Below are 25,410 nucleotides of genomic sequence, written 5' to 3'. Positions count from 1 at the left end.
GGTGCCGGGTAAAAAATTAATGTTTTACTCGAGAAAGTTTTTGATGCCCGTGAAGACAATCTGGGCGGCCAGGGCAGAGAGGATCAGTCCGGTGAGTTTGCTCAGGATGATGATCCCGGTTTTGCCAATGAGCCGTTCTATATGGGTGGCCATGAACAGAAGAATGCCCACACTCACGACCGCCGTTGCCAACGCTGTTGAACCGATGAGGGTTTCAATGATCTGACGGTGTCCGGCACCCATGACGAGCAGGGCGCCCACGGTTGCGGGACCCACGGTGATCGGAATGGCAAGGGGGACAACGCTCATGTCTCCATCCTGGGTGTCGTGCTCCGGTTTTTTCCCGGCTTTTCCCTGGACCAGTTCCACGGCAGAGAGAAAAAGGAGGGAGCCGGCACCGATGCGGAAGGCATCCAGGGTGATGCCGAAAATGTCGAAGATGGCATTGCCCAAAAAGTAGATAACAAAAGTAGTACAAAGCACAGCGCATGTGACCCGCACGGCCATGCGCTGTTTTTCGTGCGGGTCCATATCCCTTGTCAGGGAGAGGAACATGGTCAGGACAAAGAATGGTGTGAGCAGGAAGAAGAGCTTGATGAACAAACTGAGGAACATGTATTGGTCCTATGCCGGTCAATGTGAACGCCTGAAAAATTATCTGCACGGCCACATATGCATAATGGTCGTTCTTGGCAATGTCCGATGTGGGCACGGTACGCTCAGCGCACGACGAGCCAGAAGAGCTCCTTTTCCGCTGCGATATTTCCGGCGGGGAGCAGGGAGCGGTAGTCCGGGGTATGGACCCGCTCGAGGGCCGAATGTTTTCCCTTGGCCATGACAAGAAAAATGACTGTCTTGGCCGCCGAGAGCAGGGGCGCGGTCATGGTCAACCGGGGGATGCGGGGAGGGATTTCCGGACTGGGGACGGGCAGGACCCACCGTCGTGTATGCAGGGCGGGAGCGCCCGGAAAGATGGAGGCGGTGTGGCCATCGGGACCCATGCCCAAAAGGACCAGGTCAAAACGGGGGAACACGAGCGGCCCGCTCTGGTCCCATGCGGCGGGAAAGGCGGGCAGGCCAAAGGACCCGGCTATGGTGTACTCATAGTTCTGGGCGGCCAGTTCCGGATTTTCGGATTCACCGTGCATGCGATGGATGTTCTTGGGGCCGAGGCGGACCTTGTTCAGGAATATGGAGGCGGCCATACCGTAGTTGCTTCTTTCCGATCCGGGATCGACCATCCGCTCATCCCCCCAGAATATTTCCGTCTGTTCCCAGGGGATGCTCGGGGGATTGGTGGAATGCCCAAGGCGTTTGTATAGGGGAATGGGTGATGTGCCTCCGGAAAGAACGAACCGGAAGACACCGTTTCTGGTCACATAGTCGTTTGCCCGTCGGGCAATCAGATCGGCGGCGCAATCGACCATGTCGTCGGAGGTGGAAAAAGAGAGCCGCTGTAAGGATGCTGGGGGGCGCATGGAAGACTCCGGGGGGTTATGGGAGGGAGAGGACATGAACGCGTGCAGCAGAACGTATTGTTGGTTTTGTTCCCGTCTCCTGTGTCCGTTCCTGAATAATATGACAAATTGGGGAAATTGGAGGATTCCATAAATTTGAGAGATGAGAGACCTATATGCTAAACCAAAACCATTTTGGGATGCTGGGTTGTTATCGAACCTCTGATCCAAGCGACGGTCCGTAGGGGCACCCCTTGCGGGTGCCCTTTTGGCGAGTGAACCCACATCTGGCTAGCAAAAGATGGGCCCCTGGAACCCAACACGAGCCGTTATTTTTTATCCGTCATCCTCTAACGAACACGCCCGTCCCTTGAACTGGAAGAAAAAAGTTAATGTTTTACTTACGGTTTTTGAGAAAATCTTGGGCGCAAGAAAGGAACCCGCAGCCCGTTTGTTGATCTCTGCCAGCGTGGGGTAGGGGTGGATGGAAGAGGCCAGGGTAGAGAGCTTCATTCCCCCATTGAAAAAGGCCACCCATCCACCAATGATTTCTCCGGCATGGGGGCCTGCGATCTGCACGCCGATGGGTTTTTCCTTGTGGTCGAGGATGAGTTTGAGCATGCCGGTTTCTTCGTTTTCGGCCAGGGAGCGGTCGTTGGCGGCAAACTGTTCCGTGATCACGGAGTACTCGATCCCGTTCTCTCGCGCCTGTTTTTCCGTGTATCCGATGCCCGCCAACTCCGGATCCGTGTACGTACACCAGGGCATGAATGTGTAATCGACCTTGCGGGGCAGATGGAAGGCTGCGTTGGAAACGACAATCCCTCCTTCGTATCCGGCCGCATGGGTGAACAAATATCTACCGGTCACATCCCCGGCAGCATAGATGTGCTTTTGGCTGGTTCGTAAACGGTCATCGACCGTGATACCCGTTGGGGAGGAATCCACCCCCGCCCGATCGAGTCCGAGGTCCATGACGTTGGGGGTTCTTCCCAGGGCAAGGAGTATTTTATCGGCTTCGAACAGCAGGTTTTTACCCTGGCCATCGGTCACCTTGACCCGTTTCATTTCTCCGACCGAGCTCACTCGGGCAAGAGACAACCCCGTCCGCACGGTGATGCCTTCCTCTTCAAGACATTGCTGGATGATCGTCGCCATGTCCGGGTCTTCCCGGGAAAGAAGCTGTTCGCTGCGCTGGATAATGGTTACCCGGCTTCCGAGCCGGGCAAAGGCCTGGGCCATCTCCACGGCAATAGGGCCACCGCCGAGGATGATCATGGACCCCGGAAGACGATCCAGGGAAAAGATCTCCCGGTTGGTCAGGAAATCAAGGTCTGTGAGTCCTGACACCGGTGGCAGGGCAGGGCTTGAACCCGTGGCCACGACCCATTTATCGGCTGAAAAACGGGTGCCGTCATCAAGGGTTATCTGGTGTTCATCCACAAAGGTCGCATTCCCCGTACGCACGGCAGCCCCGAGTTTACAGAACCGTTCCCTGGAATCGTGTTCCTGGATCTGTTCGATAACACCGCTGATCCGTCTTCTGATGCGGCCAAACTCTACCGGGGGAAGATCCACCTTGGGTAGGCCCAGGGAACGGGTTGTTCCGAGAAGGTGATAGACCCGTGCCGAGTGGATGAGGGTCTTGCTGGGCACACACCCGTAATGCAGGCAGTCCCCCCCGAGCTCGGGTTCCCTTTCCACCACAAGGGTCTTGGCCCCGACCTGGGCACAGCCTGCAGCAACGGTCAAGCCTGCGGCTCCGCCGCCGATGATGCCGATATCATAATCATAGGAAGGCATGTTTGCTCCGGTGAAAGGGGGGAATTACTCCAACTTTTCAATCGACTTCTTTCTGACAACGGCGATGGTCTTCTTGGTTGCCAGGGGGAACAGACCGAGAATGACGAACGCGCCGATGAGTGACGGCGAAAGAATGCCCTGCAGGGATTCGAGCTTGCCCAGTTCTTTTCCCGCGTTGATATACACCAGGGTCCCCGGGAGCATGCCCACTTGCGAGACCCAGTAGAAACGCAGCAGGGGGAGTCTGGTCAACCCCATGAGCAGGTTGATGGCAAAGAAAGGAAAAACCGGGATGAGCCGCAGGGTGAACAGGTAGAAGGCACCCTCGCGGGCGATGCCTTGATCGATTTTGGCAAAGGTTTTGGAAAACCTGGTCTTGATGGGTCCGCGGAACAAATACCGGGCCACGGAACACGCAATGGTCGCGCCCATGGTGCTGGCGAAAGAGACCAGGATCGTACCCATCCAGAAGCCGAACAGCGCGCCCCCGGCCAGGGTCATCACGGCGGCACCGGGAAGGTTGAGGGCCACCACCGTAATGTAGATGAAAAAATACCCTCCGCTGACCAGAAAAGGGTGGGCCATCAAAAGCTCCTGGAAGAATTGCCGGGAGTGTTTGATGGATGCAAGGGTCAAATACCCGTTCAGGTCCAGGGAAAAAAACAGGGTCACGGCAACGATCCCCGCGCCGAGAATGAGGATTTTTTTCCATGTTGTGCTGTCCATGGTCCGATGCCGGTTCATGGGGTCTCTTCTTGGTTCACCCGTTGACGACCGTATGCGGCAGCGCCCCACAGTCCCAGGTCTTCTTCACGGTTTAGAAAAACAGGGATGTCTTGGAGCAGGTCGTGGTAGTCGCTGGACTCCAGAAATTCCATGATGAACGCGGGATGGGTGATCATTGCGGGATGCTTGGCCGCCAGACCGCCGCTTATGTACAGTCCGCGTGTGGGCAGTATATTCAGACAATACTGTCGGCAGGCCCTGCCGTAGAACCGTGCGAACCACTCCAGCGTCTTGGGGAACCGGTCGGATTGGTTTGCCACGTCGGCAGGGGAGAGGACGGTACCGCCCAGAAAGGCATGTAGTCGGGACAATCCGGATCCCGTGACCACCATGTCCCCGGTGGCGTAATCGTGACCGGTTTCTCTGCGCAAAAAGGCCAGATATTCGGTCTCATGTTTACCGTACAGGGGAAAGGCGGCATGGCCGGCCTCCGAGGCGACCGTTACATGCCCCCCGTGTCCATCGGGAACAAGGATGCAGTGGCCGAGCCCCGTGCCCGCGCCCATGACGGCCAGGATACCGTCCGTGTTTGGACTACCCGCCTGGATGGTCATCGCATGCCGGATCAGGTCGGTCCGACAGCCAAAGGCCTGGGCCTGGAAATCGTTGATCAGAATGTTGGTTGGAAAGTACGGGGTGATCATGTTCTGATGGATGTTCCAGGGGATATTGGGCGGATGGACAGACCCATCCTGTTCAACGGCTCCGGCCAGGGCAAACACGGCCATCCGGATATTGCCTACGGGACCGGCATGGCTGACCCGCTCGAGCATATCCGTGAAACACCGGCTCGATGGGGTGGACAGCTGGATACGGTCTGTCATTTGGCAACGATCATTCTCGGTTGTGAACCAGCCAAATCTGCTGGATGTTCCGCCGATATCTGCTGCAAGAATGTACTCTGCCGTGTCCATGGTGCTCATTTTTTGTCGGTTGGTGGATACAAAACGTTTTTACCCAGTATTGCAGAACTTCTGTTCCGGCACAATACCCGATCACAAGAACACGCTGGAAATGGAGCCCCCTCAGGATATCCCGGTCCGGTAATACCCGTGCCCAACCCATTGTTTTTTCTCGTCTCCCGGGGCTCAAAAAAACGGGGGGTTCGCAAAAGGCCCCTGCGAATCTATCCGGAATGATTGTGTTTATGACTATTTTCACCGGGAATTGCCAAAGCCCCCTGGCCATGGACCAAGGGCAAGGGGGCTTTTTGTGGATTATATCAAGGTAGATGAAAACGGAGAATTTTTTGTCAAACGTGCAGGGAGGGGCAGGACCGAAGAAACGTGGGGGTTACTCTGGTTGGGCCAGGCTGATTTCAACGATAAGGTCACCATCATCGGAGGAGAAAGGGATGCTCAAAATGGGGGCGGAGGGGATATGTTCCAGGGACTTGCCCTTGCCTATGACAACCGACGGGGTCGATGCCTGGAAGGTCATGCCCATTTCGGAGAGGCTGCTCCGGGCCTGTCCGGAAATCATGTTTGTCAGTTCACCAACCGCATCGGCGATCTCTTCGTTGATTTCCGTATAGTTTTCAAAAAGCATGTTGTTCACGATTTTTAGGATAGCTTCCTTGCTCAGACTCACGGCGATAACACCTTTGGCGTGTCCGTCGATGGTAATCTGTCCTGTTATATCCCCAACGGCTTTCCCGTCTCTGTTCAAGAAAGGTTGGCTGGGACTGGCCTCCACACCGGCCATGGTGGATAGGACATTCAGCACGGCCTGGAGCAGGGGGTTGATGAAGTTTACATTATACGTTTGTGCTGACATCGTATGCGGATTTCGTCCTCATGATTGTCTATCCATGGGTAGAGGGGCGGCTCAAATAAATCCTTCGAGCACCTGATCGATGCACTCATCGTGGATCGAACATATCTCTTCGATTTTGTTCCGTGTCACGCCCAGGGATTTCCAATGTTCTTCTTGCATTCCCGGCAGAACGAATGTGCTGCCTGATGGTATGGCCATGGCATTGGCCATATTGTCGGCCAACTGGACAAGGGCGGCATTGCGCGGGGCATGGGCCTTTTCCGGAGTGTGGTGGTTGGCAATGATATCCCGTAAAAAATCAGGCATTTGCCATGTCTTGAACAGGAGGTCGCCCACGTCGGTATGGTCGTAACCGAAAATCTGTTTTTCTGCCTCGACCAGCGGGAGCATTTCGCTGCGTGCGGCGAGGAGGGCCTGAACGGATCCGTAGGGCATGTTTTTGAAGATGATCAACCGTCCGGCATCATGGAGTAATCCCGCGGTAAAAAAACTTTCAGCCGGAAGGTCGAGCTCACCGGCGAGCAGCTTGCTGAATATGGCACAACTCAAGGAATGTTTCCAAAAGGTCCGCATGTCAACAAGCTCGGGAGGAATATCCTTGAAAAAATTGATCGCAGAGACACCCAGGGCGAGCGTGGTCAAGGCCTCGTCCCCGATAAGGGAAATAGCCCTGTCTATCGAATCAATCTTTGAGGTGAAGTTGTAAAAGGGGCTGTTGACCAGACGCAAAAGCTTTGCCGAGAGTCCGATATCCTTGGACACGACCTGGGCAATCGCCGACGCAGAACAGGCTTTATCCTCCAGGACCTCCTTGATACGGAAATAGATATCCGGGAAAGAGACCAGCGATGTCTCATGGTCGACAATATCCGATGGACGCCCTTCGCCCTTGAAAAAAAGATCGCGCATATGTTCTACATCGGCACCGCGGAGGTCTTTGGCACACGGAAGATTCCAGTCGACAGTCGAGTTGGACAGGATCCTATCCAGACACAGCCGGTAGAGGTTGTTGAACAGGTCGCTTTCAGGATTCACGTACATGAAAAATTTGTAAGCATACTCGTCGCAACGCCGCAAAAGGTCTTCGGCATCTTTTTGCTTACCCATGGACTCGATAAACACATATCCGATATCCAGATCACTGATGGTCTCAATATTGCTGTCGTCCAGCAGATGTTTTTTGGCCAGTAAAGTGCTACCGTCGGCTCCGGGAACATCCTTGGCCAGAACCATTCCCGGCTGGAGATGTTCTGTACAGATTTTATGCACAACTGCCCTCCGTTTCGAGCTTAGCATGTGGGGAGTTATTTAGCTTTTTTGTACATGATTCCACCGGGCTTTGCCTGGGGAATGAAAAAACGGGCATACTTGTGGAGACTTTCTGAATGGCCGATGACCAGATAACCTTCCGGAAGAAGATTATCGTAAAAATGATTGACGACCTTCCGTTTCATGGCATCATCGAAATAAATGATAACGTTGCGGCAAAACACCACGTGCGATTTTTTTATCCGCTTGATGGCCAATGAGTCATTCAGATTGAGTGCTTGGAACGTGATGGGTTTTTGGATCTTGGGATGAACTTTGTATCCACCGGGCTCGGCGGTAAAATATTTGGAAACGATCTCTTTGGGGGTGTTGCGTAACGAATAGTCGTTGTACACACCACGCTTGGCTTTGGCGATCACGGCGGGCGAGAGATCATTGGCAAAGATACTGATTTTCCAACTCAGGATCGACATTTTTAAAATTTCATGGAGCATGATCGATAGGGTGTAGGCCTCTTCTCCGGAAGAACAGCCCGCACACCAAATATTGAGTTCTTTTTTTCCTGATTTGGTCTGGGCATCGATGATGTTTTTCAGGGCGAACATCTTGAAGACGCCAAGCTGTTTTATGTCCCTGAAAAAGCTTGTTTCATTGGTGGTAATTTTTTCAAACAGCAGATTGATTTCTTTTTTTCGGTCCGTTGAGGTCGTCAAGAATTTGAAATATTCTTTGAAATTACGCAGTTCCAGGGCCTTCAGCCGGGCACCGAGGCGTGTCTCAAGGAGATATTTACGCCGTTCCGGAACATCAATCCCCGTGAGTTTGTAAATAAAATCCCTCAGGGTATGAAATTCTGTATCGGTGATGGGAGGCGTTTTTCGCAGACTTATTGACTGGGACGATAGAGGTGACATGGTCCTTTCCGCTGGTTGTTGGGATGAATATTCCGTTGGCGGGCTTGGAAGTGTATCTACTGACTATACGATTTTCTTTGAGAAATAAAGCGATAAACAGTGTTGGCAGATTTACGCTAATCGTCTTGAAAAAAAGATCTTTGCTGGCAGTCAGTCACAATTGTATGACAAAATGATTATATTTCTGTGACGATGGCTGGTTGTGGAAAATCATAGCAAACAGGGGGTATTCAGCAAATGGGTGCGTACCGTCAAGAGCATTTTTGGCCCTTTGACAGGTAAAGACCGCCTATCCGGCAAGAGCGTACGTGGGATCGCCCCGCGGTGTTGACTGGTATATTGCATGCCTTTTCCACCCGGTGGGGGGGCGGAGAAATACCCTATCAGGGCATCCGCGATGGCCAAGGTACGCTTGTGCCGGATGGGATAAAATTAATGTTTTGCTATAAGTATTGTCCGTACCGGCTATTCTCGGTCCTGATGTTTTTTTTGGAAGGCAGCAAAGGCCTCCATCATTTCAGTATTAAAGGCAGCGATCTGTTTTTCCGCGAGCATGGCCTTGTGCAGCGCATTGACGTTGGTAACGAGTGTCTCCGCATAGTCGGTTTTTGATCCGAGGATTTCAATGGCCTTGGAAATAACCTCGGCGACATTAATGGTTCCGGTCGGGACCACGTTCCGTGTTTGTTGCGGACGTGAAGAAGGGGTGGAGGAAGCATGCGGAGAAGGGGAGTGGCCAGCAGGGCTCGAAGAGGCGGTCGCGGAGTCCCCAACAAGCCAGGATCTGGAGATCCCGGTTTCCAGAGAGATTTTATCGAACCATGAAGAAGGAATTTTTTGTTTCTTTTTGACGCTGCTCACCCCGGCAGGAGTGATGGAGAGAAAGTGGGCCAGGGCTGAATCGGTTTGGGCGTTGATCGCCCCGAGCATTCTTTGCCAGGTCTGGTCGAAGGATGGGGGTGGCTTGGTCATGGGTGGTAGGGGGGTAATTGGTGTAAGTGGTGTTTCCTCTTGAAAATCTTTTAAGTTAATTATTGGTTAATGTCAACACCGGGGAAATGGTTAACTTAAGCACGGGTGGTATCCGGTTCGTGTTAACCTCGTGGTAGATTAATAGTACGCAACGGGGGAATGGTGTTGCCGGTATTCCGGACTGCCTGTTTCAGAACGGGGATATGGCCCTTGGGAAAGAAGGGGGGGGGGCTGCTCGGGCATTTGGGGGGACTTGCGACCGATCGTGGTTCCTCTTGCTGGTGGATGGTGTGGCGGGGACCATGGTCGGGAGAGAAGGCCGGAAAGGATGGATCAGCGCACCGTTCCATGGATGAAAATTAACGTATCAATGTAAGTGCGCAAAATTAACGCAGCGCGTTAACTTTATACATTGTTGGCCCTGTGCCTTGGTTCTGTCATGGTGGGGCAGCCGGACAGATGGGAGCTTGGATGCGCGGGGCCGTGTAGACACCCCCCGTCCTGGTGGGCGATCAGGCAACAGTCTGCAGCCGATCAAACGGAAGAAACCTGGCCGCTGTCACCCCGTTTTTTTGTGCGACAACAGCCACCCCGTACAGCGGTTTTCGTTGATGACAAACGGCGCAAGGTGCCGGTTGGGTGGTTTATATACCCGGGGGGAGTTACTGGAGTTTAGTTAACCAGTTGTTAACCATCTGTTCACCAAAGAGGCACAGGGGGGAGGGCTGGAAGTTAACTATGGTTTAGTAACTAAAGTTTAGTTAACTTTACTTCTTTTTTTGGGGGGGGGGACGAGAAAGAGTATTTCAGGTCCGGGCACATGCTCCAACGGAGGGAGGGCATAGCCGGCGATGAGAGGACCGATTGCTCCATCGGTGCGGTTAGAACAGTTTAAGGATCCTGTTGCCGGATGGGCCTTTTCGCTCTCTCCGGGATCGGCCATTGTATGGTTTTTCCCGGTCCTTCCATGGAATATTCAGTGAAAATGGAGCCCGTATCCGGTTTCAGGATGCTTTTTTCACGTAAATGTAATCTAGTACATCCACTTTTTAAGTGGTCTAAAGTTAAAAGTTATACTTGAGGTTTTGGCCCGGCGTATATTTTGGGGCGGCCCCATCCTGCCGGCGGTATACCCCAAGAAACGACCAGCCGAACCTGTGGCTGGAAAAAGATTGGATGGCCATGGGTGGATTTATACCGACAGAATGGCGGGGGTTTCATCCAACTCCAGAACAGGCGGGAAGGTCAGGGTTACCTTGGTTCCCACCCCTTTTTGGCTCTGCAGATCTATTTGTCCGCCAAACTCCTCCACCGCTTTCCGTATCATCGGAAGTCCCAGACCATATCCTTTTGATTTTGTTGTATGGAAGGGACTGAAAGCCATCTCGATTTCATCTTCGTCCATCCCCACCCCGGTATCGGCAATGGATATCCGGAGTTTATCCTCGGATAATCCGGTCTCGATAACTATCTCCGAGCCGTCGGGGGTCGCTTCCATGGCGTTTTTGACCAGGTTGAGAATGCATTGTTTGAGGACGTCCGGTTTTCCCTTGAGCAGGGGGATTTCTTCGGCCAAGTTCACCTGAAAGACGTGGCCCCGAAGATTGTACCCGATCTCGATCAGTTCGAGTGTCTCCTTGACCACTCCGTTGAGATCGATCTCGCCGAATTTCTTTGCATCCCGTCTGGTGAAATTGAGGATGTTTTGCAGGACATTGTCCAGTTTGGCGGTCTCTTCCTCGACAATGCGGATCTTTGCCCGTTCCTGCTCAGAAAGATTGGATGACTTGAGCAGGGACTTGGTAAAACCGCCGATGACACACAAGGGGTTACGGATTTCGTGGGCCAGATACATGGACATGGAGGCCAGAATGGACAGCTTTTCTTTTTCCTGGACCTGTTTTTCTTTGTGCGTCCTGGAGGTAATGTTCCGGCGCATGACAAGGACCTGGGCAAGCTCTCCCTGGGCATTGAACACGGGATAGGAATAGACCCGGTAATAAAGCAGGTGTCCGTCGTTGCTGACCCGTGTGAGCAGGGATTCAGCTTTTTTTTTCGTGAACAGCGTTGTCGCAACGGGGCATTGCTTGTCCCGTTTGGGGCAGAAAATATCTCCTCCCGGGAGTGCCTGGGCGTCCCAACAATGTTTTCCGATGATCTCCTCCTTGCTTTTGCCGATCCTGTTGGAGACATTGGGGTTGAGATCCATGACCCTGTAGTCTTTGTCCAGCAGGAGGATATCCTCCCTGATGTTGCTGATGATTGCATCAAGAAGGATTTTCCGTTGGTCCAGATCAACCTTGCAGTGCGAGGCCGTCTGGAACATGTTGTGCAGTCCGCAGAAAAAAATGGACGTGTCGTGGTCCATGAACGAGACATTGTCCGGAAGGGCCTTGCGGATCTCCGAGGGATTGAACTTGAAACCGGAAACATCCACGACCAGATTTATCCGGGGATGTTTTTCCAGCATTGTTCTCCACTCGTGATATATGGGAACCTTCAGGCTCCGGATATAGGAGCGTTTGTGGGAGATGTTGTTTTGTGGGCCCACGACAAGGGCCTCTAGACGGAGAGGGGGGAGAAAGTCCTGATATTCTTTGGAGGCAATGAGGTCCAGGATGGTGGTGAACCCCGCACCCGTTCCGAGAAGGCCGATACGGAATTCGAAATTTTCGACCTCCCATAGACAGAATCCATCCTTAGAGACAGTTTCTTTATGCAACGTGTGGGTCATGTTCAACGCTCCCCGATAACATGGAATCCAAAGAAGACGATAGCGTATATGTATGGTGGAGGGTACAAAACGGAACAATCACGATTATACCAGAATATAACCGACATACTCTTGCGGGTGGGGTAATGCAAGAAAAGGTCGTAGTTGGCTGTCCTCAGGGGCTGGATGCCGTGGTGTGCCCGAGGGATGGGGGCTATTTTTTTCTGTTATCCAAACGGTATTTGGTCACTCCGGCCAGGATCCCGCACAGAAATCCGGTCAAAAGGGCGCGTAAGGGGTGCATACCGAACCAGCCGGCGATGAGGCCGATGGAGCCGCCCAAAAGAAGGCCGCGCATGACCGCCTGGCCAAGATCATTGTTTTGCTGCATGGTTGGATCCTTTTTGGTTATGGGTGGTAGGAGTGTGGATAGATTGGACAATGCCCAAATAAAAAATATTAGGGCATTGGAGCGCTGGTGTCCAGACGAGTGGGTCCCCATTTTGGATCGGATTTTTGCCCAAAGCCGCCATTCACGGCAAAGTCCGGGCTTGTAACGGACAAGGAACGGGCCAAGACGCCAACGCAACGCCAAACCTGGAAAGATTCCGGATCAAGTCCGTCAATGACGTGCCGTGTATCGGAGCGGATCCCCCCTCCCAGGGTATCCTTCCCGCTAACGGTTACAGTCAAAATTTTACTATTGCAACATATTGAAATTTATCATCAAACCTGAGTGCCGATCAATAAATTTGGGAAACTGGAAGATGTAAGGAATGAGAGAGCTACATGCTAACCGCCAATAATTTCTTAAATTTCTTATATCCGCAATGCTGATTCTTGGAAAATGCACCCGCATCGTTACCCGTCCTGTTTGCTCTCGCCATATATCCCGAGTATCTTTTCGATATCCTGAACGATTTTTTTCCGGTACCGAGCAACAACATTTTCATTGGACATGATCATATCCAGTTGCCGGGTATGCATGAGCAGATACCCGAGAACGATCAAACGGGTTTCCAGAAACGGTTGCTCGTAATTGTCCATGCGCGCGAACATGGCGTCTTCCCGCACCCGGGTTTGGAAATCGTAATTTTCCAGGATTTCTCCGATGAATTCCGCCCGTCTGACCTTTCGTTGATAATCGGCCGCCCCTCCCTTGAACTGGAACCGCAGGTAATTCTCCCGGACCCGCTCACCGACAAGGCCCTCGATACTGGTGAAATGGTAGCCAAACCGTGATTGCAGATTGCAGAAATGTTTGGAGATCATGAAATAGTTGCGGTTGGTGAAGTCCGAGGCGATGGCCGGGTTGAGCTGGGGGTTGGTGGCCGATTGCATCATCACATTCATGAATCCTTTCCCGTCAAGGTTGGGCGGCCCGTCCCAGGGGATGGCAACGCATCCCTTCCATATGGCCAGCATAGGGATAGAGGCGATATTGTCCAGATCCACGTATTTGCCGCGGACTTCCTCTTTGAACCCATTGTCCAGATTGATGATCCACCATTGCATGGGCACCTTCGCCCGCAGCTGTTTGCTCGACCGGGGGGAAAAGGGATTGGCCTTGCCGAAATCGAACATCTCTTGCACGGATTTTTCATGGGCGAAACGGGTGATGTCGTGGTAGGTCCGGCAGGACGAGGGGGTGAAAGCGAGGGAATCCGGGTCCAGGAGATTCAGGGGGAGTATATGCCGGGACACGTTCTTCAGGGTATTGTACACCGGACTGCCCTGCATCAGATTCTTGTGGGGACGGCGGTCTTTGAGAACCGTCTCGATCCTTCCCGGATAGACCGCCCGCCCCTCGGCATCCAGGGTTATCTCTTGGCCGGTGTGCAGCAGGGACGTCGCCCCGGTGACCCCGAAAAGGGCGGGGACGCCGAATTCTCGGGAGACATTGGCCAGATGTCCGGCAACGCTGCCGTGTTCCGTGATCACCCCTTGGGCCTTGCTAAGGACCGAGGCCCATTTGGGAAGGGAACGGGATGAGACCAGAATGGCATCCTTGGGAAAGAGCAGAATATCCACATCCTTTTGGACAATGAACACCTTGCCGCTGCCAACCCCCGCACCGGCAGTGGTCCCTCCGGTAAACAGCGGCTCCACGCCGGGCGGGGTCTTTATCGTGCCGGAGAAGGGTTCTTGGGGCACATCGTGCTGTTTGAGGGGGCGGCTTTGGAGCAGAAAGACCTGGTCGGAGGTGTCGATGGACCATTCCACATCCTGGGGCCGGCCGTAATGGGATTCTATGAGCTCGGCCAAGCGGGCCAACCCACTTGCTTCTTCATCGGACACGGATTGGAGCAGGCAGGTATCCTCCTCGAGATCCTCGCGTTTGATCCCCTCTCCCTCATCGCAGGACAATTTTTGGGTTTGCGAACGGATTTCCTTGCCGACCACCCCGTAGGGGGCCTTTTTGTGCACCACGAGCTGATCCGTTGCCACGGAACCGTCGACCACCGACTTGGCCAATCCCCAGACAGAATTGATGTATACGTCCGTATCCCGAATATCCAGGGGGTTCCGCGTGTACATGACCCCGCCCGCACGTGCAGGGACCATGGTCATACACCCTACGCACATGGGGACATCCTCGTCCCTGATACCCCGATTGTACCGGTAGGTCAGCGCCCTAAGCGAGTATTTACTGGCCACGATGTCTTTGTAGGCCTGGATGATATTCTCCCTCTCCACATTGAGTTCGGAACGGTACTGGCCGGCAAAGGAGGTGTCGGCCATGTCCTCGCCCAGGGCACTGGAACGCAGGGAGACCTTTGGACAGCTATCGGTTTTTTCACAAAGCTGGTCGTAGGCCTGAAGAATGGCGTCCCGCAATCCATCCGGAACGGGCGCCTTGGCAATGAGTCCCTGGATCTGGGCGCAAACCTCAAAGAGATTGGAAGGTTTGACCCCCATCATGTCACATGTCTTGGACAGATCATTGTCCTGATCGTCCTTGCTTGCGATGGGTTCGATGGGGGTGGCCTGGATAAGGCAGTTGACCCGGTCCTGCAGCCCCTGGTGGTTCATGAGGAGGTGGTACCCACGGGTGGTGACCACAAATCCCTCGGGAACGCGGAGTCGCAGACGGTTTTTGAGTTCACCCAGATTGGCCATCTTGCTCCCAACTGCATCCGCAGATTCCTTGGTTATCTCCTCAAAGGAGAGAATAATCCGGTCCCCGGCGGTGGGGCCCCCTGTTGCTAGATGTCCCGAAACCCTGTGCTGTATTTCCTTGAAGGTGGTTTTCAGCCCCTGATAGTCCGTGGGATTGAGTTCACACAGATTGCGGATGATCCGGTAGACATTGGTTGAAACGGCCGTGCACCGGGATCTGACAAACGACATGCCAAAGGGGCGGTTGCCCTGAAGGGCCTCTTCCATGTCCGTCATCAACTCGAGGGTTTTATTGTTGGCCGCGAGCAGCTGTCTAAAGGCGTGATAGCGGGCCTTGAAAACATGGGCCCGGGATTCCTCGTCGATAGGATCCCGAGCGGTAGCCGGTCGTCGAGTGAAAAGGCCGGCTAGACGGCGTTTCAATGTTTTTAATAGTTGCATGGCGATTGTTGTGTTGCATGTGTCGGATAGGATGGTTCTAACGGACCAAGGCCTTTCCATTTCCATGCCGTACAGAAAAAAAAGTACAGCAAAGAGGAGACGTGGGGGAGACGGATCTCTGGGATCCAAGATCTCCCGAGGTTTCTGTCAGCAATTTTTACAGTCTGTAAAAACACGGTTGGAGATATGATTGCGGGATTTTTGCAAACATTCTCCACCAGATTGGCCCATTACCTCCTGTCCTTCTTGGCGTCCAGCCCTGTGTCTCCATAGGGTCCTTTCTATTGTCGGATGCAAAAGGTCGCCGCACCTCACTCGGCTCCAGCGTGTCCGGCCCCCCCTTCTTTTCCAACGACTTCCATAAGCTTATTTGATTATAAAGATGATGTATTCCAGGTGGATGGGCTTGTAATGCCACCGGTGATCACCTTCCGATCCCCCCTTTTTCCAGCATTGGCATATCGGTTGCTTTTCATACTGCGGTTTGTTCCGCATTTCTGCACACCATATTCAGGATCCCCCAGGATCGCCTAGCAACCATGGAAAACAAACAATTCAGGAAACTTGGGGCCAAAATTACCGGGCTCACTGTGGGATTTGCGGTCATTCCTCTCCTGCTTCTGGGTGTCACCATCTATTATCAGTTCAGTGGGACATACACGAACAAGATCACCGAAAGCCTTTCCACTCTGGTGACCAACAAGGGACGGGCGCTGGATCTTTTTTTGGATGAGAGGATCGCTCAGCTCAAGATCATAGCCGGGACACAATCCTATGCCGGAATCAGCAGGAGCGAGTATCTGGAGAACATTCTGCGGATTATCCGTCAGGGATCGGAATCTTTTATCGACCTGGGGGTCATCGACCGGCAGGGCAATCATGTCGCATATTGCGGACCCTACAATCTCCAGGGGGTCAACTACAGGAACGAAAGATGGTTCCACGAGGTCCTGGCCAAGGGGGTATATGTGAGCGACGTGTTCATGGGATTCCGGAAATTTCCCCATTTCATCATCGCAGTATTGCGTAGGGAGGGGGATACCAACTGGATACTCAGGGCGACCATCGATTCGGGGGTGTTCGAATCATTGGTCCAATCCATCCAGCAGGGCACACATGGCGACGCCTATCTGGTCAACGAGACCATGCAATTCCAGACCACCCCCCGTTTTGGGCAAACCCCATCGCTCAAGACCCTCCTCGGTACTCCCTCACGCTTTTCCGGTCCCAGAATTCTTGAAAGGTCTTCCCCGTCAGGGGAGATCCTTTTCGGCTTGCAATGGCTCGAACGCAAGGACTGGTTACTCATCGTCCGTGAAGATCCCAAGGAGGAGTTCTCTCCACTGCTCCGGACCCAGCATTATGTCATCGCCACCGGGATTGCGGGGGTTGCGATCATCCTGTTCGGAACCCTGGTCCTTACACGGCTGATGATCCGTCAGCTCATGCGTGCCGAGCAGGAAAAGGCCATGCTCGATGAAAGTCTCATGCAGTCGAGCAAGATGGCCGCCCTGGGCAAGATGGCCGCGGGTGTTGCCCATGAGGTGAACAATCCCCTGGCCGTGATCAAGGAGAAGGCCGGATGGATCCATGATCTTTTGGAAGAGGAAGACGTCAAGAACAGCGAAAATTTTCATGAATTCAATGATTCCGTGGACAAGATTGAGATCCACGTCGAGCGGGCCAAAAAGGTCGTGCACCGATTGCTCGGTTTTGCCAGAAGGATGGAACCCTTGCGGGAAAGCGTGGACGTGAATGCGGTCCTTGAGCAGACCCTTTCCTTTCTGGAGAACGAGGCCAAATACAGAAATATCAGCATCACCACGCGGATGCAGCAGAACCTTCCCAGAATACTCAGCGATACTTCCCAATTACAACAGGTTTTTCTGAATATCCTGAACAATGCCATCGATGCCATCGGCAAGGGCGGGGATATATCGATCGCTACCCTGGCAGAACTGCGTACAAAGGAGATACGCGTGGTTATCCAGGACAGTGGTCCCGGCGTTCCCAGAGAAATCGAGAAAAAGATATTCGATCCTTTTTTTACCACCAAGAACGTGGGCCAGGGAACCGGGCTCGGGCTGGCCATCAGCTACAGCATCATCGAGAAACTCGGCGGGACCTTGCGTCTCGAGAATACCAGGGGAAAAGGGGCCTCCTTTATTATAACCCTGCCCCTGACCGTCCAACAAGGATAGTCCAATGGATGCCATTCGCGTACTCATAGTCGATGATGAACCGGATCTTCTTGAAACCCTGGTCAAGCGATTGAACAAACGGAAACTCCAGGTTGTGGGCAGGTCCGATGGTCAAGGGGCGCTTGAATATCTGTACACCAATGGGACCGATGTCGTCGTCCTGGACGTGAAGATGCCCGGCAGGGACGGGCTGGAGATCCTGGAGGAGATCAGGAAGACCTATCCGGAAATCGAGGTGATCATGCTCACCGGTCATGCATCGGTCCGGGCGGGTGAGCGGGGCATGGGACTGGGGGCCTTTGATTACATGATGAAGCCCGTGTCCATTGACGAACTTTTGGAAAAGATCCGTCAGGCATGGATCAAGGCCCGGAGAAGGAGTCGGCCGTGAACAGGAATGAACAAAAACTGCGTCTTCTCCTCGTGGACGACGAGGTCCATTTTCTGGAAAGCGCCTCCAAACTGTTCCGGCGAAAGGGGGTCATGGTGTTGACCGCTGACAGCGGGGGACGGGCCCTGGAAATCCTCGAGGAGAACACCGTGGACGTGGTTGTCCTGGATGTGAAAATGCCCGGAATAACCGGTATAGAAACCCTGGTTCGGATAACGGACCGATATCCCGAGACCCGAGTGATTCTACTCACGGGACACGCGACCATGGAATCGGCCGCCCAGGGGATGCAGTATGGAGCGGCGGGATACATGGTCAAACCGGTGGACCCGGACGATCTCCTGCAAAAGGCCAAGAAAACCTGTGGTCAACATTGATTGTTCGGCCCGATTTTTTGGAAGTACATGACACCAATATACATCTTTACCACAGTCCGACCAAAAAGGAGGTAGATAATGGCAAAGAAGATCAAGGTGTTGATGGTTGACGATGAAGAACGGTTCCGTTCGACGACCTCCAAGATCCTGGAACGGAAGGGATATGAGCTTTCCATTGCCGGGAGTGGGGAAGAGGCCCTGGATATCTTGAAAAAAGCCCCCCACGATGTGGTGGTCCTGGATATCAAGATGCCGGGGTTGAGCGGCGAGGAAGCCCTGCCCAGGATCAAGGAGATCGACGCGGATATCCAGGTTATCATGCTCACCGGACATGGGGGCATGGAATCGGCCAGGAAATCCCTACTCAAGGGGGCCTTTGATTATCTGAACAAACCCTGTGACATTGATCTGTTGTCCGCAAAGATCAACGATGCGCACACGTCCGTGCATACACGTTTTCCCAGGGAGAAGACGGCCGCCGAGATCATGATTCCCATCGAGGACTATACCTCGGTGCAGGCTGGCAGCACCGTCAAGGAAGGGATTGAGAAACTCAAGGATGCATACGAGAAATTCTTGTCAACGGGCAAGATCATGGAGAGCGGTCACCGGGCCATCGCCGTGTTCGAGGGAAGGAAGGTGGTGGGCGTTTTGACCATGCAAAAACTTCTCGAGGCCATCCGGCCCGAGTATCTTTCAGCGCCCAAGCCGTCCATGGCCGAATCCATGCAGTATTCGACCATGTTCTGGACCGGGCTTTTTTCTACCCAGGTCAAGAAACTCAAGGACAGAAAGATCCGGGACGTGATGAGGGAATGTCCTCCGGTGGTGGATGGGGATGCCAATCTCATGGAAGTGGCCGACACCATGTTCGCAAAAGGACGCAGGCGTGTGGTGGTCGAGGAGGGCGGCCGGGTCATCGGCGTCATCCGTGAACAGGAATTGTTCTATGAAATTTCGAAAATCATCCTGGCTGCATAACCAGACACACCAATTTTCCATGCCCAATCTGACAACCAAGTAGAGGTATATATGACACAGAAAAAGAAAAAGGCCACAGGATACGACAAGTATGTGGACTGGAAGATTTTCATCATTCCGGTCGTGCTTTTTTTCATCATACTTGTCCTGCCGACCCCGGGGAGCATGGTCAAGGTCGGTACCCAATACAAGGTCGGTCCCAAGGCCGTGGTGGATCTGTTGACCGGAGAATTGTTCCAGAAAAAGAGTTCGGATGTCGAACAGTGGCAATTGCTCACCGCCCAGATGATGGAGCGGAACATGCGCATGGGCGCCCTGAGCAAATCCCGTTTCATGAAGAGAACGGCCACGTGGTGCAAGAAGTACCGTATTCCTTGTACGGCTCCCAATTTCAAAAAGGCCAATGTCTTTGTCGCGGACAACTTGGACGACCAACAGTTCCGGACAATCATGGAAAAGGCCTATGACTATCGAACAAATGTTTTGGATTACAACACGTTGTCTGAAAAGGACAAAAAATCAGCGGACAAGGGAACCTGGGCGATCAAGGTTTCCATCGCCATGATGGTCTTTGTCGTCCTTTGCTTTGTCACCGAATGTATCCCGTTGCCCGCGGTCGCCTTCTGTATCGGGTTGATTCTGGTCTTCTGCAACGTTGTCACCAGGAAGCAGGTGGCCATGCTCTATTGGTCAGACGCCTGTTGGTTCATCATGGGAAGTTTGATGTTCGCCGCGGCCTTCGTCAAGACGGGCGTGGATAAGCGGGTGTGCATGATGATGTTCAAGAAGTTGGCCGTGCCCAATGTCCGGTGGATCACCCTGATCTTTTTCTTGATCATCACCCCGTTGGCCGCTTTCATCTCCGACCACGCACTGGCCGCCATGTTTCTGCCCATCGGTATGCTTCTGTACCAGAACAGTCTGACCAAAGAGGTGCCCGAGGACAAGGAACTGGCAAAGATGCTCATGATCGCCATTGCCATGGCCTGTAACATCGGTGGTCCCGGTGCCCCCTCCGGAGGTGCCCGCAATGTCATCATGATGACCTATCTAAACGACATGTTCGGGTTCGACATCGGCTACTTCCAGTGGGTCACCTATTGTTTCCCCTTCCTTATCGCCATGATTCCCGTCACCTGGTTCGTGGTCAATTGGCGGTTCAAGCCCCGGATCACATCCCTGAAGCCGGCCATGCAGCATCTTGAGAAGGAAATCGGAAAGATGGGCAATTGGGACCGAAAGCAGATATGGGCGGTTGTTATCTTCCTGGTCATGGTCTTTGGATGGTTCACTGAAAAAATCTTCTACAATATAGGCATCTATCCCGTACGCTTGGGTATCGGTGTTATCGCCGTTGCCGGCGCCGTGGGGTATATCATGACCGGTGTCGTCAATTGGCGTGATTACCAGAACAAGGTCGATTGGGGGGTTGTCTGGCTGTACGCCGGTGCGATCATCTTCGGTCGTACCCTGGACAAGACCGGTGCGGCCTATTGGCTGGCTAATTCGGTCATCGACTTTCTGGCCCCATTCGGCATGGATCAGGGACTGCCACTCATGGCCACGGCCAACGCCTTGACCGCGGTCCTGACCAACCTCATGGCCGATGGTCCTGCAGCAGCGGCTGTTGGTCCGATCACCCTGAACATGGCCGGCCTGGTCCATCCGGGCACGAGCTTCCTCCCCTTCATGGCCATGAGTACCGCTGCGGCATCATCCTTTGCCTATTGTTTGATCATAGGCACGCCCCCCAATGCCATCGTCTACGCCAGTGGCTATCTCGAGCCCAAGGATTATTTGCGCGTGGGCATTCCCATGTGGTTTGTCGCCAACATTGTCATATTGCTGTGTACCGCTGTACTTTGGGGGGTCATGGGATTTCCCGGTTTGCCGGGATACTAGACCTGCTTGTGCTTTACGGGCCGTGCTCTACAAGGGATTTTTTTGCGGAGCACGGCCCGTAAGGAGGGGGGCCGGACGCATGGTCCGGCCCAATCGCTTGATACCGGAGAATGAGCAACGGAAGGACACCATGAATGCACAACCGAGAAAACCGATCGTCCATAAAGGTGGTACAACCTATTTTACAAAAAAATTCGAACGGCTCCTTTTCTTCATCCTGACGATGGTCATGCTCGGATGGGGGGTTGGGGAAAAGATCCTTCATTATTTTGGTCAGTAACGTATCACCAACGCCTCTTTCTAGCCAGGAGAAGCCATGCGTACAGAAACACTCCCCGTCCAGGAGATGGAGCACCGGGATAACGATACCACTGCACACAAGCAGACATATTTCCAGACGGTGGTCGGCTTGATCACCTCTCCCAGAGTTTTTTTCAGCGGTCTTCCTGAAGATACCGGGTATAAAAACGGGTTGGTATTTTTGGCCATTTCCGGAATATTTTGGGCCAGCCTGCGTTTTGCCTATTTCTCCGACCATTCCCTGTTCCAGGGGGTCACCCTGGCAGTCAACGCCGTCGGCATGCCGTTTGTTTTGGCCGCGTTCACCTTTATGACCATGGGCATGTTCTTTGGTCGGTTGGCATCCTACCGACAGCTGGTTATCATCTACGCCTATGCAACCGGCACGACCATGATGGTCTCCTGGTTGCCGACAACGGAAATTTTCACCGAGCCATGGCGGTTTATTCTGGTGGCGGTGGGGTTGGTCAAATGGTGTTCCCTCAAATGGATGCAGGCCGTTGTCTCCATTGTCCTTGGGGTGATAGTCCTTTTGGCCATGCTCGCATCCATGGCTCCAGTGCTGGTCTATTTGCGCCAATGCCTTTTTTAGCCACAAGGACGTGTCCAGGGTCATGGAAGAAAAGTATTATGCCAGACTGCGCAAGCAGATCCTTATGGGGATGATCCTCGTCCCGGTGGTCCCCTTTCTGATGATCATCGGGGTCGGATATTACCATTTTTCCACGTCGATCAAGGAAAACACCGTGTCCTCCATGCAGCGGATTGTCCGGGACCATCGGGAAATGGTCACGTCCTTTCTCAAGGAGCGCAGGGCCGATCTCACCTTTGTTCTCGCTGAACACGGCTTCCGGGAGCTCAAGGATCCACGGACACTGGCCCTGGTCTTCGACCATTTACAAAAGGAGTCCCCGGCATTTGTGGATCTGGGTATTTTCGATCCCCACGGGGTCCATGTTTCTTATGTGGGCCCCTACAAGCTGAGCGGCAAGATGTACAGGAATGCAACCTGGTTCAAGGAGGTCGTTGATAAGGGGAGCTATCAGAGTGATGTCTTTATGGGCTTCCGGAACGTTCCCCATTTCGTCATTGCCCTGTCTAGAATGCACAAGGGGAATCCATGGGTTATTCGAGCGACCATCGATACCTATCGGTTCAGCGAATTTGTTGAAAAAATACGTATCGGCCGGACAGGAGAGGCGTATATCGTCAATCAGGATGGGGTTTTCCAGACACAGCGGAGACCGGGCGGAGGATTCCTCGCCCAGGATAACGAGGACCTGGAGTACCCGGACCATCCGCGGGAAATCAGAACATATGTTAACGAAGACCGCAATGGGATGACCTATCTCTATGCCACGACCTGGATCATCCCCCACAAATGGCTTCTTGTTGTCAGACAGGACAAGAACGACGCCTTTGCCCCCTTCGATCGGGCCGTTTGGATGACCCTGGCCATCACCTTTGTCAGCGGTGTCGGCATTGTCATTTTGGCCGTTGTCCTGAGCGGACGTATCGAAAAACAACTCCGGATCACGGACAGGGAGAAGGCATCCCTCCAGGACCAGCTCGTGCGTGCGACCCGTTTGGCCGAACTCGGTGAGATGGCTGCGGGATTCGCCCACGAGATCAATAATCCCTTGCAGGTCATGAAGAGTGACCATGCCTATATCGGGTTGGTCCTGGAGGACATGAAGAACAAGGGGGACTTCAAGGAAGGGGAGGACAGCCGGGAGATCCGGAATTCCCTGGTCCAGATCAAGAAGCAGATAGACCGGTGTGCCAAGATCACCCGTTCGATCCTGAGTTTTGGACGCCGGGGCACACCCGAGTACAGGGATATTGATCTGAACGCATTCATCCCCGAGGTCGTGTCCATGATCGAGAAAAAGGCCTCGGTAAACGGTATCGAGCTGGGTTGTGAATTGTTTGAAGAGTCTTTGAGTATCTACGCCGATCCAGGACATATCCAGCAGGTATTGCTCAATTTTTTTAACAACGCCATCTATGCGATTGTCGAACGTCACGGCAGCCAAGGGGGAAGACTCGTTATCGTTGGAACCCATAGCCCCGAAGGGCTCGTGGAAATCAGGGTCCAGGACAATGGTGCGGGCATCAGCCCGGAAAACCAGAAAAAGATCTTTTCTCCATTTTTTACCACCAAACCCGTTGGCAAGGGAACAGGTCTTGGTCTGTCCGTGTGTTTCGGTCTCGTTGAAAACATGGGCGGAACCATGGAGGTCAGCAGCCAACAGGGCGTAGGAACAACGTTTACCCTCAGGTTTCCCCCGCGCTAACACCGCACACGCCTCCCTCCAAAACGGGAAACCTATGTAAGCGCCCACCAGGACACCCATCCGTCTTGGTGGGTTTTTTGTGTCTTGAACTATCCGGAGGACATAAAGGGGAAAAAAAGAGGCCGGGAAAATTTTCCCGGCCTCAAGAACGGCTAACTCCATGATGGATAGGAGACTATCATGCTGTGGTCTCCACCGTCATTGACGTCGTGTCGGTTGTTCGTCCGCCCTCTGGAAGGGTTAACGTGTCTGATAGGCCCCAGAGATGACAACGAGCACGCGGCGGTTTTTCTGTCTTCCCTCAGGGGTGGCATTGTCGGCGATAGGCGTTTCTTCCCCGTATCCCTGTGAGGTGATCATAGACGGATCCACGCCAAATTTTTTCGTGAGATAGTCGACCACGCTCTGGGCGCGTTTTTGGGACAGTTTTTTGTTATAAGAGGCGGCTCCCTGACTGTCCGTATGGCCTTCAACCACGGCCGTGACTCCGGGGTGGTGGATGAGAAAAAGAGCGACCTCTTCTAGCTTGTGGTGGTATTTCTGCTTGATGTCGGCCCTGTTCAGATCAAATTCGAGTCCGAGGTCAATACTGATGGGCTGGGGACATCCCTTTGCATCCACGACAAAATCAGCCGGGGTTCCGGGGCAGGCGTCCAGGTAGTCGGATACGCCGTCACCATCGGTGTCCAAAGGACAACCGACCTGGTCGATTTGAACACCAGCAGGGGTATCCGGACATTCGTCCAGGTAGTCGTAGACACCGTCACCATCTGAGTCAAAGGGGCACCCCTTGTCATCCACGGCAACGCCCATGGGGGTAGCAGGGCATTCATCGTTGATGTCTGCCACGCCGTCCTGGTCGCTGTCGGGGGCAATGCCGTAGAAGACTTCTTGAATGAAACCAGCGCGTTCATTCTGGTCCTGGAGTCTATCCAGGGTCGTGTTCACCGAGCAGGAACTCAGCGATGCGATATCGTCCAGGAGCTTTTGTCCTTTTTCGGTGTCTGCCAGGCTGATCACATGTATACACAGATTGGGATGGTGCTTTTCATACAATCGTTGGGCCGCTTTGACCGGGTCCCCGCCACTATTGTTGCCTCCATCGGAGATGAGGATGAGTGCCTTGGATCCGGGCATGCAGCCAATGATGGAATCCATGGCCGTGATGCCTTCCCCAAGTGGTGTCGGGTTGCCCATGAACCCCCAGGTGAGGATATCGGTAGGAATGGTGTCTATGGCCCGACCATAGGCCATGGTATTGTATACGGCCGGCTCCGCATACGTTTTGAGTGGGGCCAACGTATCCAGACTGGAGACGTATCCCAGCTCGGGGATATGCCGGTTGAGCTGGCTCAGGATCTCCTTGGCCAGAACGATTTTGGTCTTTCCGCTCTCCTTGTAGTCCCAGCCCATGGAACCGGAGCTGTCCACAAGGAAGATGAAGTTGTCGACTTTCGGGACCAGGTCCATGGCAGATGCAGAGCCCAGTCCGCCGTATATGAGAAACATTCCGGCAAACACGAGAGCGAGTAGTTTTTTTTGCATGGGCTAACCTCCTAATGCGGCCAAGCCGCAGTTTTAAGTTTTAGGTTTTACGTTCAATAGGTTGTAGAATTTTCTTGCTGTTATGGCAGACTTTCATGAGTAAGGTAGTCTAAATTCTTTTAACTTTCTAAAATATCAACAATCTCTAAAATCTCAACAATCTCT

Annotated in this window: 21 protein-coding genes; 8 read left to right on the top strand and 13 right to left on the bottom strand. The window is 53.3% G+C overall.

Annotation, left to right across the window (positions count from 1 at the left end):
- Positions 1-24 precede the first annotated feature (24 nt).
- From ACY692_RS04310 to ACY692_RS04255, 12 genes are all read right to left on the bottom strand, one after another.
- A complete protein-coding gene (locus ACY692_RS04310) occupies positions 25-615 on the bottom strand; it encodes a MarC family protein (protein ID WP_462324112.1) in 591 nt (196 codons plus the stop codon).
- A gap of 104 nt (positions 616-719) precedes the next feature.
- A complete protein-coding gene (gene pgl, locus ACY692_RS04305) occupies positions 720-1,478 on the bottom strand; it encodes a 6-phosphogluconolactonase (protein ID WP_462324111.1) in 759 nt (252 codons plus the stop codon).
- Positions 1,479-1,793: 315 nt separating this feature from the next.
- Positions 1,794-3,260, bottom strand: coding sequence for a dihydrolipoyl dehydrogenase family protein (locus ACY692_RS04300; RefSeq protein ID WP_462324110.1), 1,467 nt, complete (start codon positions 3,258-3,260; stop codon positions 1,794-1,796).
- 24 nt (positions 3,261-3,284) lie between these two features.
- The gene (locus ACY692_RS04295; RefSeq protein WP_462324109.1) at positions 3,285-4,004 is read right to left on the bottom strand and encodes a TVP38/TMEM64 family protein; all 720 of its coding nucleotides are present in this window, start codon (positions 4,002-4,004) and stop codon (positions 3,285-3,287) included.
- On the bottom strand, positions 4,001-4,969 hold the full coding sequence (locus tag ACY692_RS04290; protein WP_462324108.1) for a glucokinase: 969 nt from the start codon (positions 4,967-4,969) through the stop codon (positions 4,001-4,003). Before ACY692_RS04290 ends, ACY692_RS04295 begins: the two co-directional genes overlap by 4 nt.
- Before the next feature lie 370 nt (positions 4,970-5,339).
- Positions 5,340-5,822 (bottom strand): chemotaxis protein CheX, encoded by a 483-nt coding sequence (locus tag ACY692_RS04285; RefSeq protein WP_462324107.1) that lies wholly within the window; start codon positions 5,820-5,822, stop codon positions 5,340-5,342.
- 51 nt (positions 5,823-5,873) lie between these two features.
- Positions 5,874-7,091 (bottom strand): HDOD domain-containing protein, encoded by a 1,218-nt coding sequence (locus ACY692_RS04280; RefSeq protein WP_462324106.1) that lies wholly within the window; start codon positions 7,089-7,091, stop codon positions 5,874-5,876.
- A gap of 35 nt (positions 7,092-7,126) precedes the next feature.
- A complete protein-coding gene (locus ACY692_RS04275) occupies positions 7,127-8,005 on the bottom strand; it encodes a CheR family methyltransferase (protein WP_462324105.1) in 879 nt (292 codons plus the stop codon).
- Positions 8,006-8,470: 465 nt separating this feature from the next.
- A complete protein-coding gene (locus ACY692_RS04270; protein ID WP_462324104.1) occupies positions 8,471-8,977 on the bottom strand; it encodes a helix-turn-helix domain-containing protein in 507 nt (168 codons plus the stop codon).
- 1,192 nt (positions 8,978-10,169) lie between these two features.
- A complete protein-coding gene (locus tag ACY692_RS04265) occupies positions 10,170-11,711 on the bottom strand; it encodes a two-component system sensor histidine kinase NtrB (RefSeq protein WP_462324103.1) in 1,542 nt (513 codons plus the stop codon).
- A 193-nt stretch (positions 11,712-11,904) separates the two neighbouring features.
- Positions 11,905-12,081 (bottom strand): hypothetical protein, encoded by a 177-nt coding sequence (locus ACY692_RS04260; protein ID WP_462324102.1) that lies wholly within the window; start codon positions 12,079-12,081, stop codon positions 11,905-11,907.
- A 470-nt stretch (positions 12,082-12,551) separates the two neighbouring features.
- The gene (locus tag ACY692_RS04255; protein ID WP_462324101.1) at positions 12,552-15,251 is read right to left on the bottom strand and encodes a PEP/pyruvate-binding domain-containing protein; all 2,700 of its coding nucleotides are present in this window, start codon (positions 15,249-15,251) and stop codon (positions 12,552-12,554) included.
- Positions 15,252-15,790: 539 nt separating this feature from the next.
- On the opposite strand from ACY692_RS04255, the gene ACY692_RS04250 reads away from it, so the two are divergent.
- The 8 genes from ACY692_RS04250 to ACY692_RS04215 all read left to right on the top strand — a co-directional run bounded on the left by ACY692_RS04250 (position 15,791) and on the right by ACY692_RS04215 (position 23,700).
- The gene (locus ACY692_RS04250) at positions 15,791-17,452 is read left to right on the top strand and encodes an ATP-binding protein (protein WP_462324100.1); all 1,662 of its coding nucleotides are present in this window, start codon (positions 15,791-15,793) and stop codon (positions 17,450-17,452) included.
- A gap of 4 nt (positions 17,453-17,456) precedes the next feature.
- Entirely contained in the window at positions 17,457-17,843 is a 387-nt protein-coding gene (locus tag ACY692_RS04245; protein ID WP_462324099.1) for a response regulator, read from the top strand.
- Positions 17,840-18,220 (top strand): response regulator, encoded by a 381-nt coding sequence (locus ACY692_RS04240; protein WP_462324098.1) that lies wholly within the window; start codon positions 17,840-17,842, stop codon positions 18,218-18,220. Before ACY692_RS04245 ends, ACY692_RS04240 begins: the two co-directional genes overlap by 4 nt.
- 78 nt (positions 18,221-18,298) lie before the next feature.
- Positions 18,299-19,201: a CBS domain-containing protein gene (locus ACY692_RS04235; protein WP_462324097.1), complete on the top strand. Its 903-nt coding sequence runs from the start codon at positions 18,299-18,301 to the stop codon at positions 19,199-19,201.
- Positions 19,202-19,252: 51 nt separating this feature from the next.
- Positions 19,253-21,103, top strand: coding sequence for an SLC13 family permease (locus ACY692_RS04230; RefSeq protein ID WP_462324096.1), 1,851 nt, complete (start codon positions 19,253-19,255; stop codon positions 21,101-21,103).
- Between the two features lie 130 nt (positions 21,104-21,233).
- Positions 21,234-21,383, top strand: a complete 150-nt coding sequence (locus ACY692_RS04225; protein ID WP_462324095.1) for a hypothetical protein — start codon at positions 21,234-21,236, stop codon at positions 21,381-21,383.
- Positions 21,384-21,419: 36 nt separating this feature from the next.
- Entirely contained in the window at positions 21,420-21,995 is a 576-nt protein-coding gene (locus ACY692_RS04220) for a YIP1 family protein (RefSeq protein ID WP_462324094.1), read from the top strand.
- Positions 21,996-22,017: 22 nt separating this feature from the next.
- Positions 22,018-23,700 carry a sensor histidine kinase gene (locus ACY692_RS04215; protein WP_462324093.1) on the top strand — a complete coding sequence of 561 codons (1,683 nt, stop codon included), beginning with the start codon at positions 22,018-22,020 and terminating at the stop codon, positions 23,698-23,700.
- Positions 23,701-23,940: 240 nt separating this feature from the next.
- Here ACY692_RS04215 and ACY692_RS04210 read toward each other — a convergent pair whose 3' ends face one another.
- Positions 23,941-25,245, bottom strand: a complete 1,305-nt coding sequence (locus tag ACY692_RS04210; protein ID WP_462324092.1) for an OmpA family protein — start codon at positions 25,243-25,245, stop codon at positions 23,941-23,943.
- Positions 25,246-25,410: the final 165 nt, after the last annotated feature.

Source organism: Desulfoplanes sp. (assembly GCF_054921335.1).
This window is presented reverse-complemented; position numbering and strand designations above follow the sequence as displayed.

Coding starts and splice junctions, on each gene's coding strand:
- ACY692_RS04310 (WP_462324112.1), bottom strand. CDS start 615: ATGTTCCTCAGTTTGTTCATCAAGCTCTTCTTCCTGCTCACACCATTC.
- pgl (WP_462324111.1), bottom strand. CDS start 1,478: ATGCGCCCCCCAGCATCCTTACAGCGGCTCTCTTTTTCCACCTCCGAC.
- ACY692_RS04300 (WP_462324110.1), bottom strand. CDS start 3,260: ATGCCTTCCTATGATTATGATATCGGCATCATCGGCGGCGGAGCCGCA.
- ACY692_RS04295 (WP_462324109.1), bottom strand. CDS start 4,004: ATGAACCGGCATCGGACCATGGACAGCACAACATGGAAAAAAATCCTC.
- ACY692_RS04290 (WP_462324108.1), bottom strand. CDS start 4,969: ATGAGCACCATGGACACGGCAGAGTACATTCTTGCAGCAGATATCGGC.
- ACY692_RS04285 (WP_462324107.1), bottom strand. CDS start 5,822: ATGTCAGCACAAACGTATAATGTAAACTTCATCAACCCCCTGCTCCAG.
- ACY692_RS04275 (WP_462324105.1), bottom strand. CDS start 8,005: ATGTCACCTCTATCGTCCCAGTCAATAAGTCTGCGAAAAACGCCTCCC.
- ACY692_RS04270 (WP_462324104.1), bottom strand. CDS start 8,977: ATGACCAAGCCACCCCCATCCTTCGACCAGACCTGGCAAAGAATGCTC.
- ACY692_RS04265 (WP_462324103.1), bottom strand. CDS start 11,711: ATGACCCACACGTTGCATAAAGAAACTGTCTCTAAGGATGGATTCTGT.
- ACY692_RS04260 (WP_462324102.1), bottom strand. CDS start 12,081: ATGCAGCAAAACAATGATCTTGGCCAGGCGGTCATGCGCGGCCTTCTT.
- ACY692_RS04255 (WP_462324101.1), bottom strand. CDS start 15,251: ATGCAACTATTAAAAACATTGAAACGCCGTCTAGCCGGCCTTTTCACT.
- ACY692_RS04250 (WP_462324100.1), top strand. CDS start 15,791: ATGGAAAACAAACAATTCAGGAAACTTGGGGCCAAAATTACCGGGCTC.
- ACY692_RS04245 (WP_462324099.1), top strand. CDS start 17,457: ATGGATGCCATTCGCGTACTCATAGTCGATGATGAACCGGATCTTCTT.
- ACY692_RS04235 (WP_462324097.1), top strand. CDS start 18,299: ATGGCAAAGAAGATCAAGGTGTTGATGGTTGACGATGAAGAACGGTTC.
- ACY692_RS04230 (WP_462324096.1), top strand. CDS start 19,253: ATGACACAGAAAAAGAAAAAGGCCACAGGATACGACAAGTATGTGGAC.
- ACY692_RS04225 (WP_462324095.1), top strand. CDS start 21,234: ATGAATGCACAACCGAGAAAACCGATCGTCCATAAAGGTGGTACAACC.
- ACY692_RS04220 (WP_462324094.1), top strand. CDS start 21,420: ATGCGTACAGAAACACTCCCCGTCCAGGAGATGGAGCACCGGGATAAC.
- ACY692_RS04215 (WP_462324093.1), top strand. CDS start 22,018: ATGGAAGAAAAGTATTATGCCAGACTGCGCAAGCAGATCCTTATGGGG.
- ACY692_RS04210 (WP_462324092.1), bottom strand. CDS start 25,245: ATGCAAAAAAAACTACTCGCTCTCGTGTTTGCCGGAATGTTTCTCATA.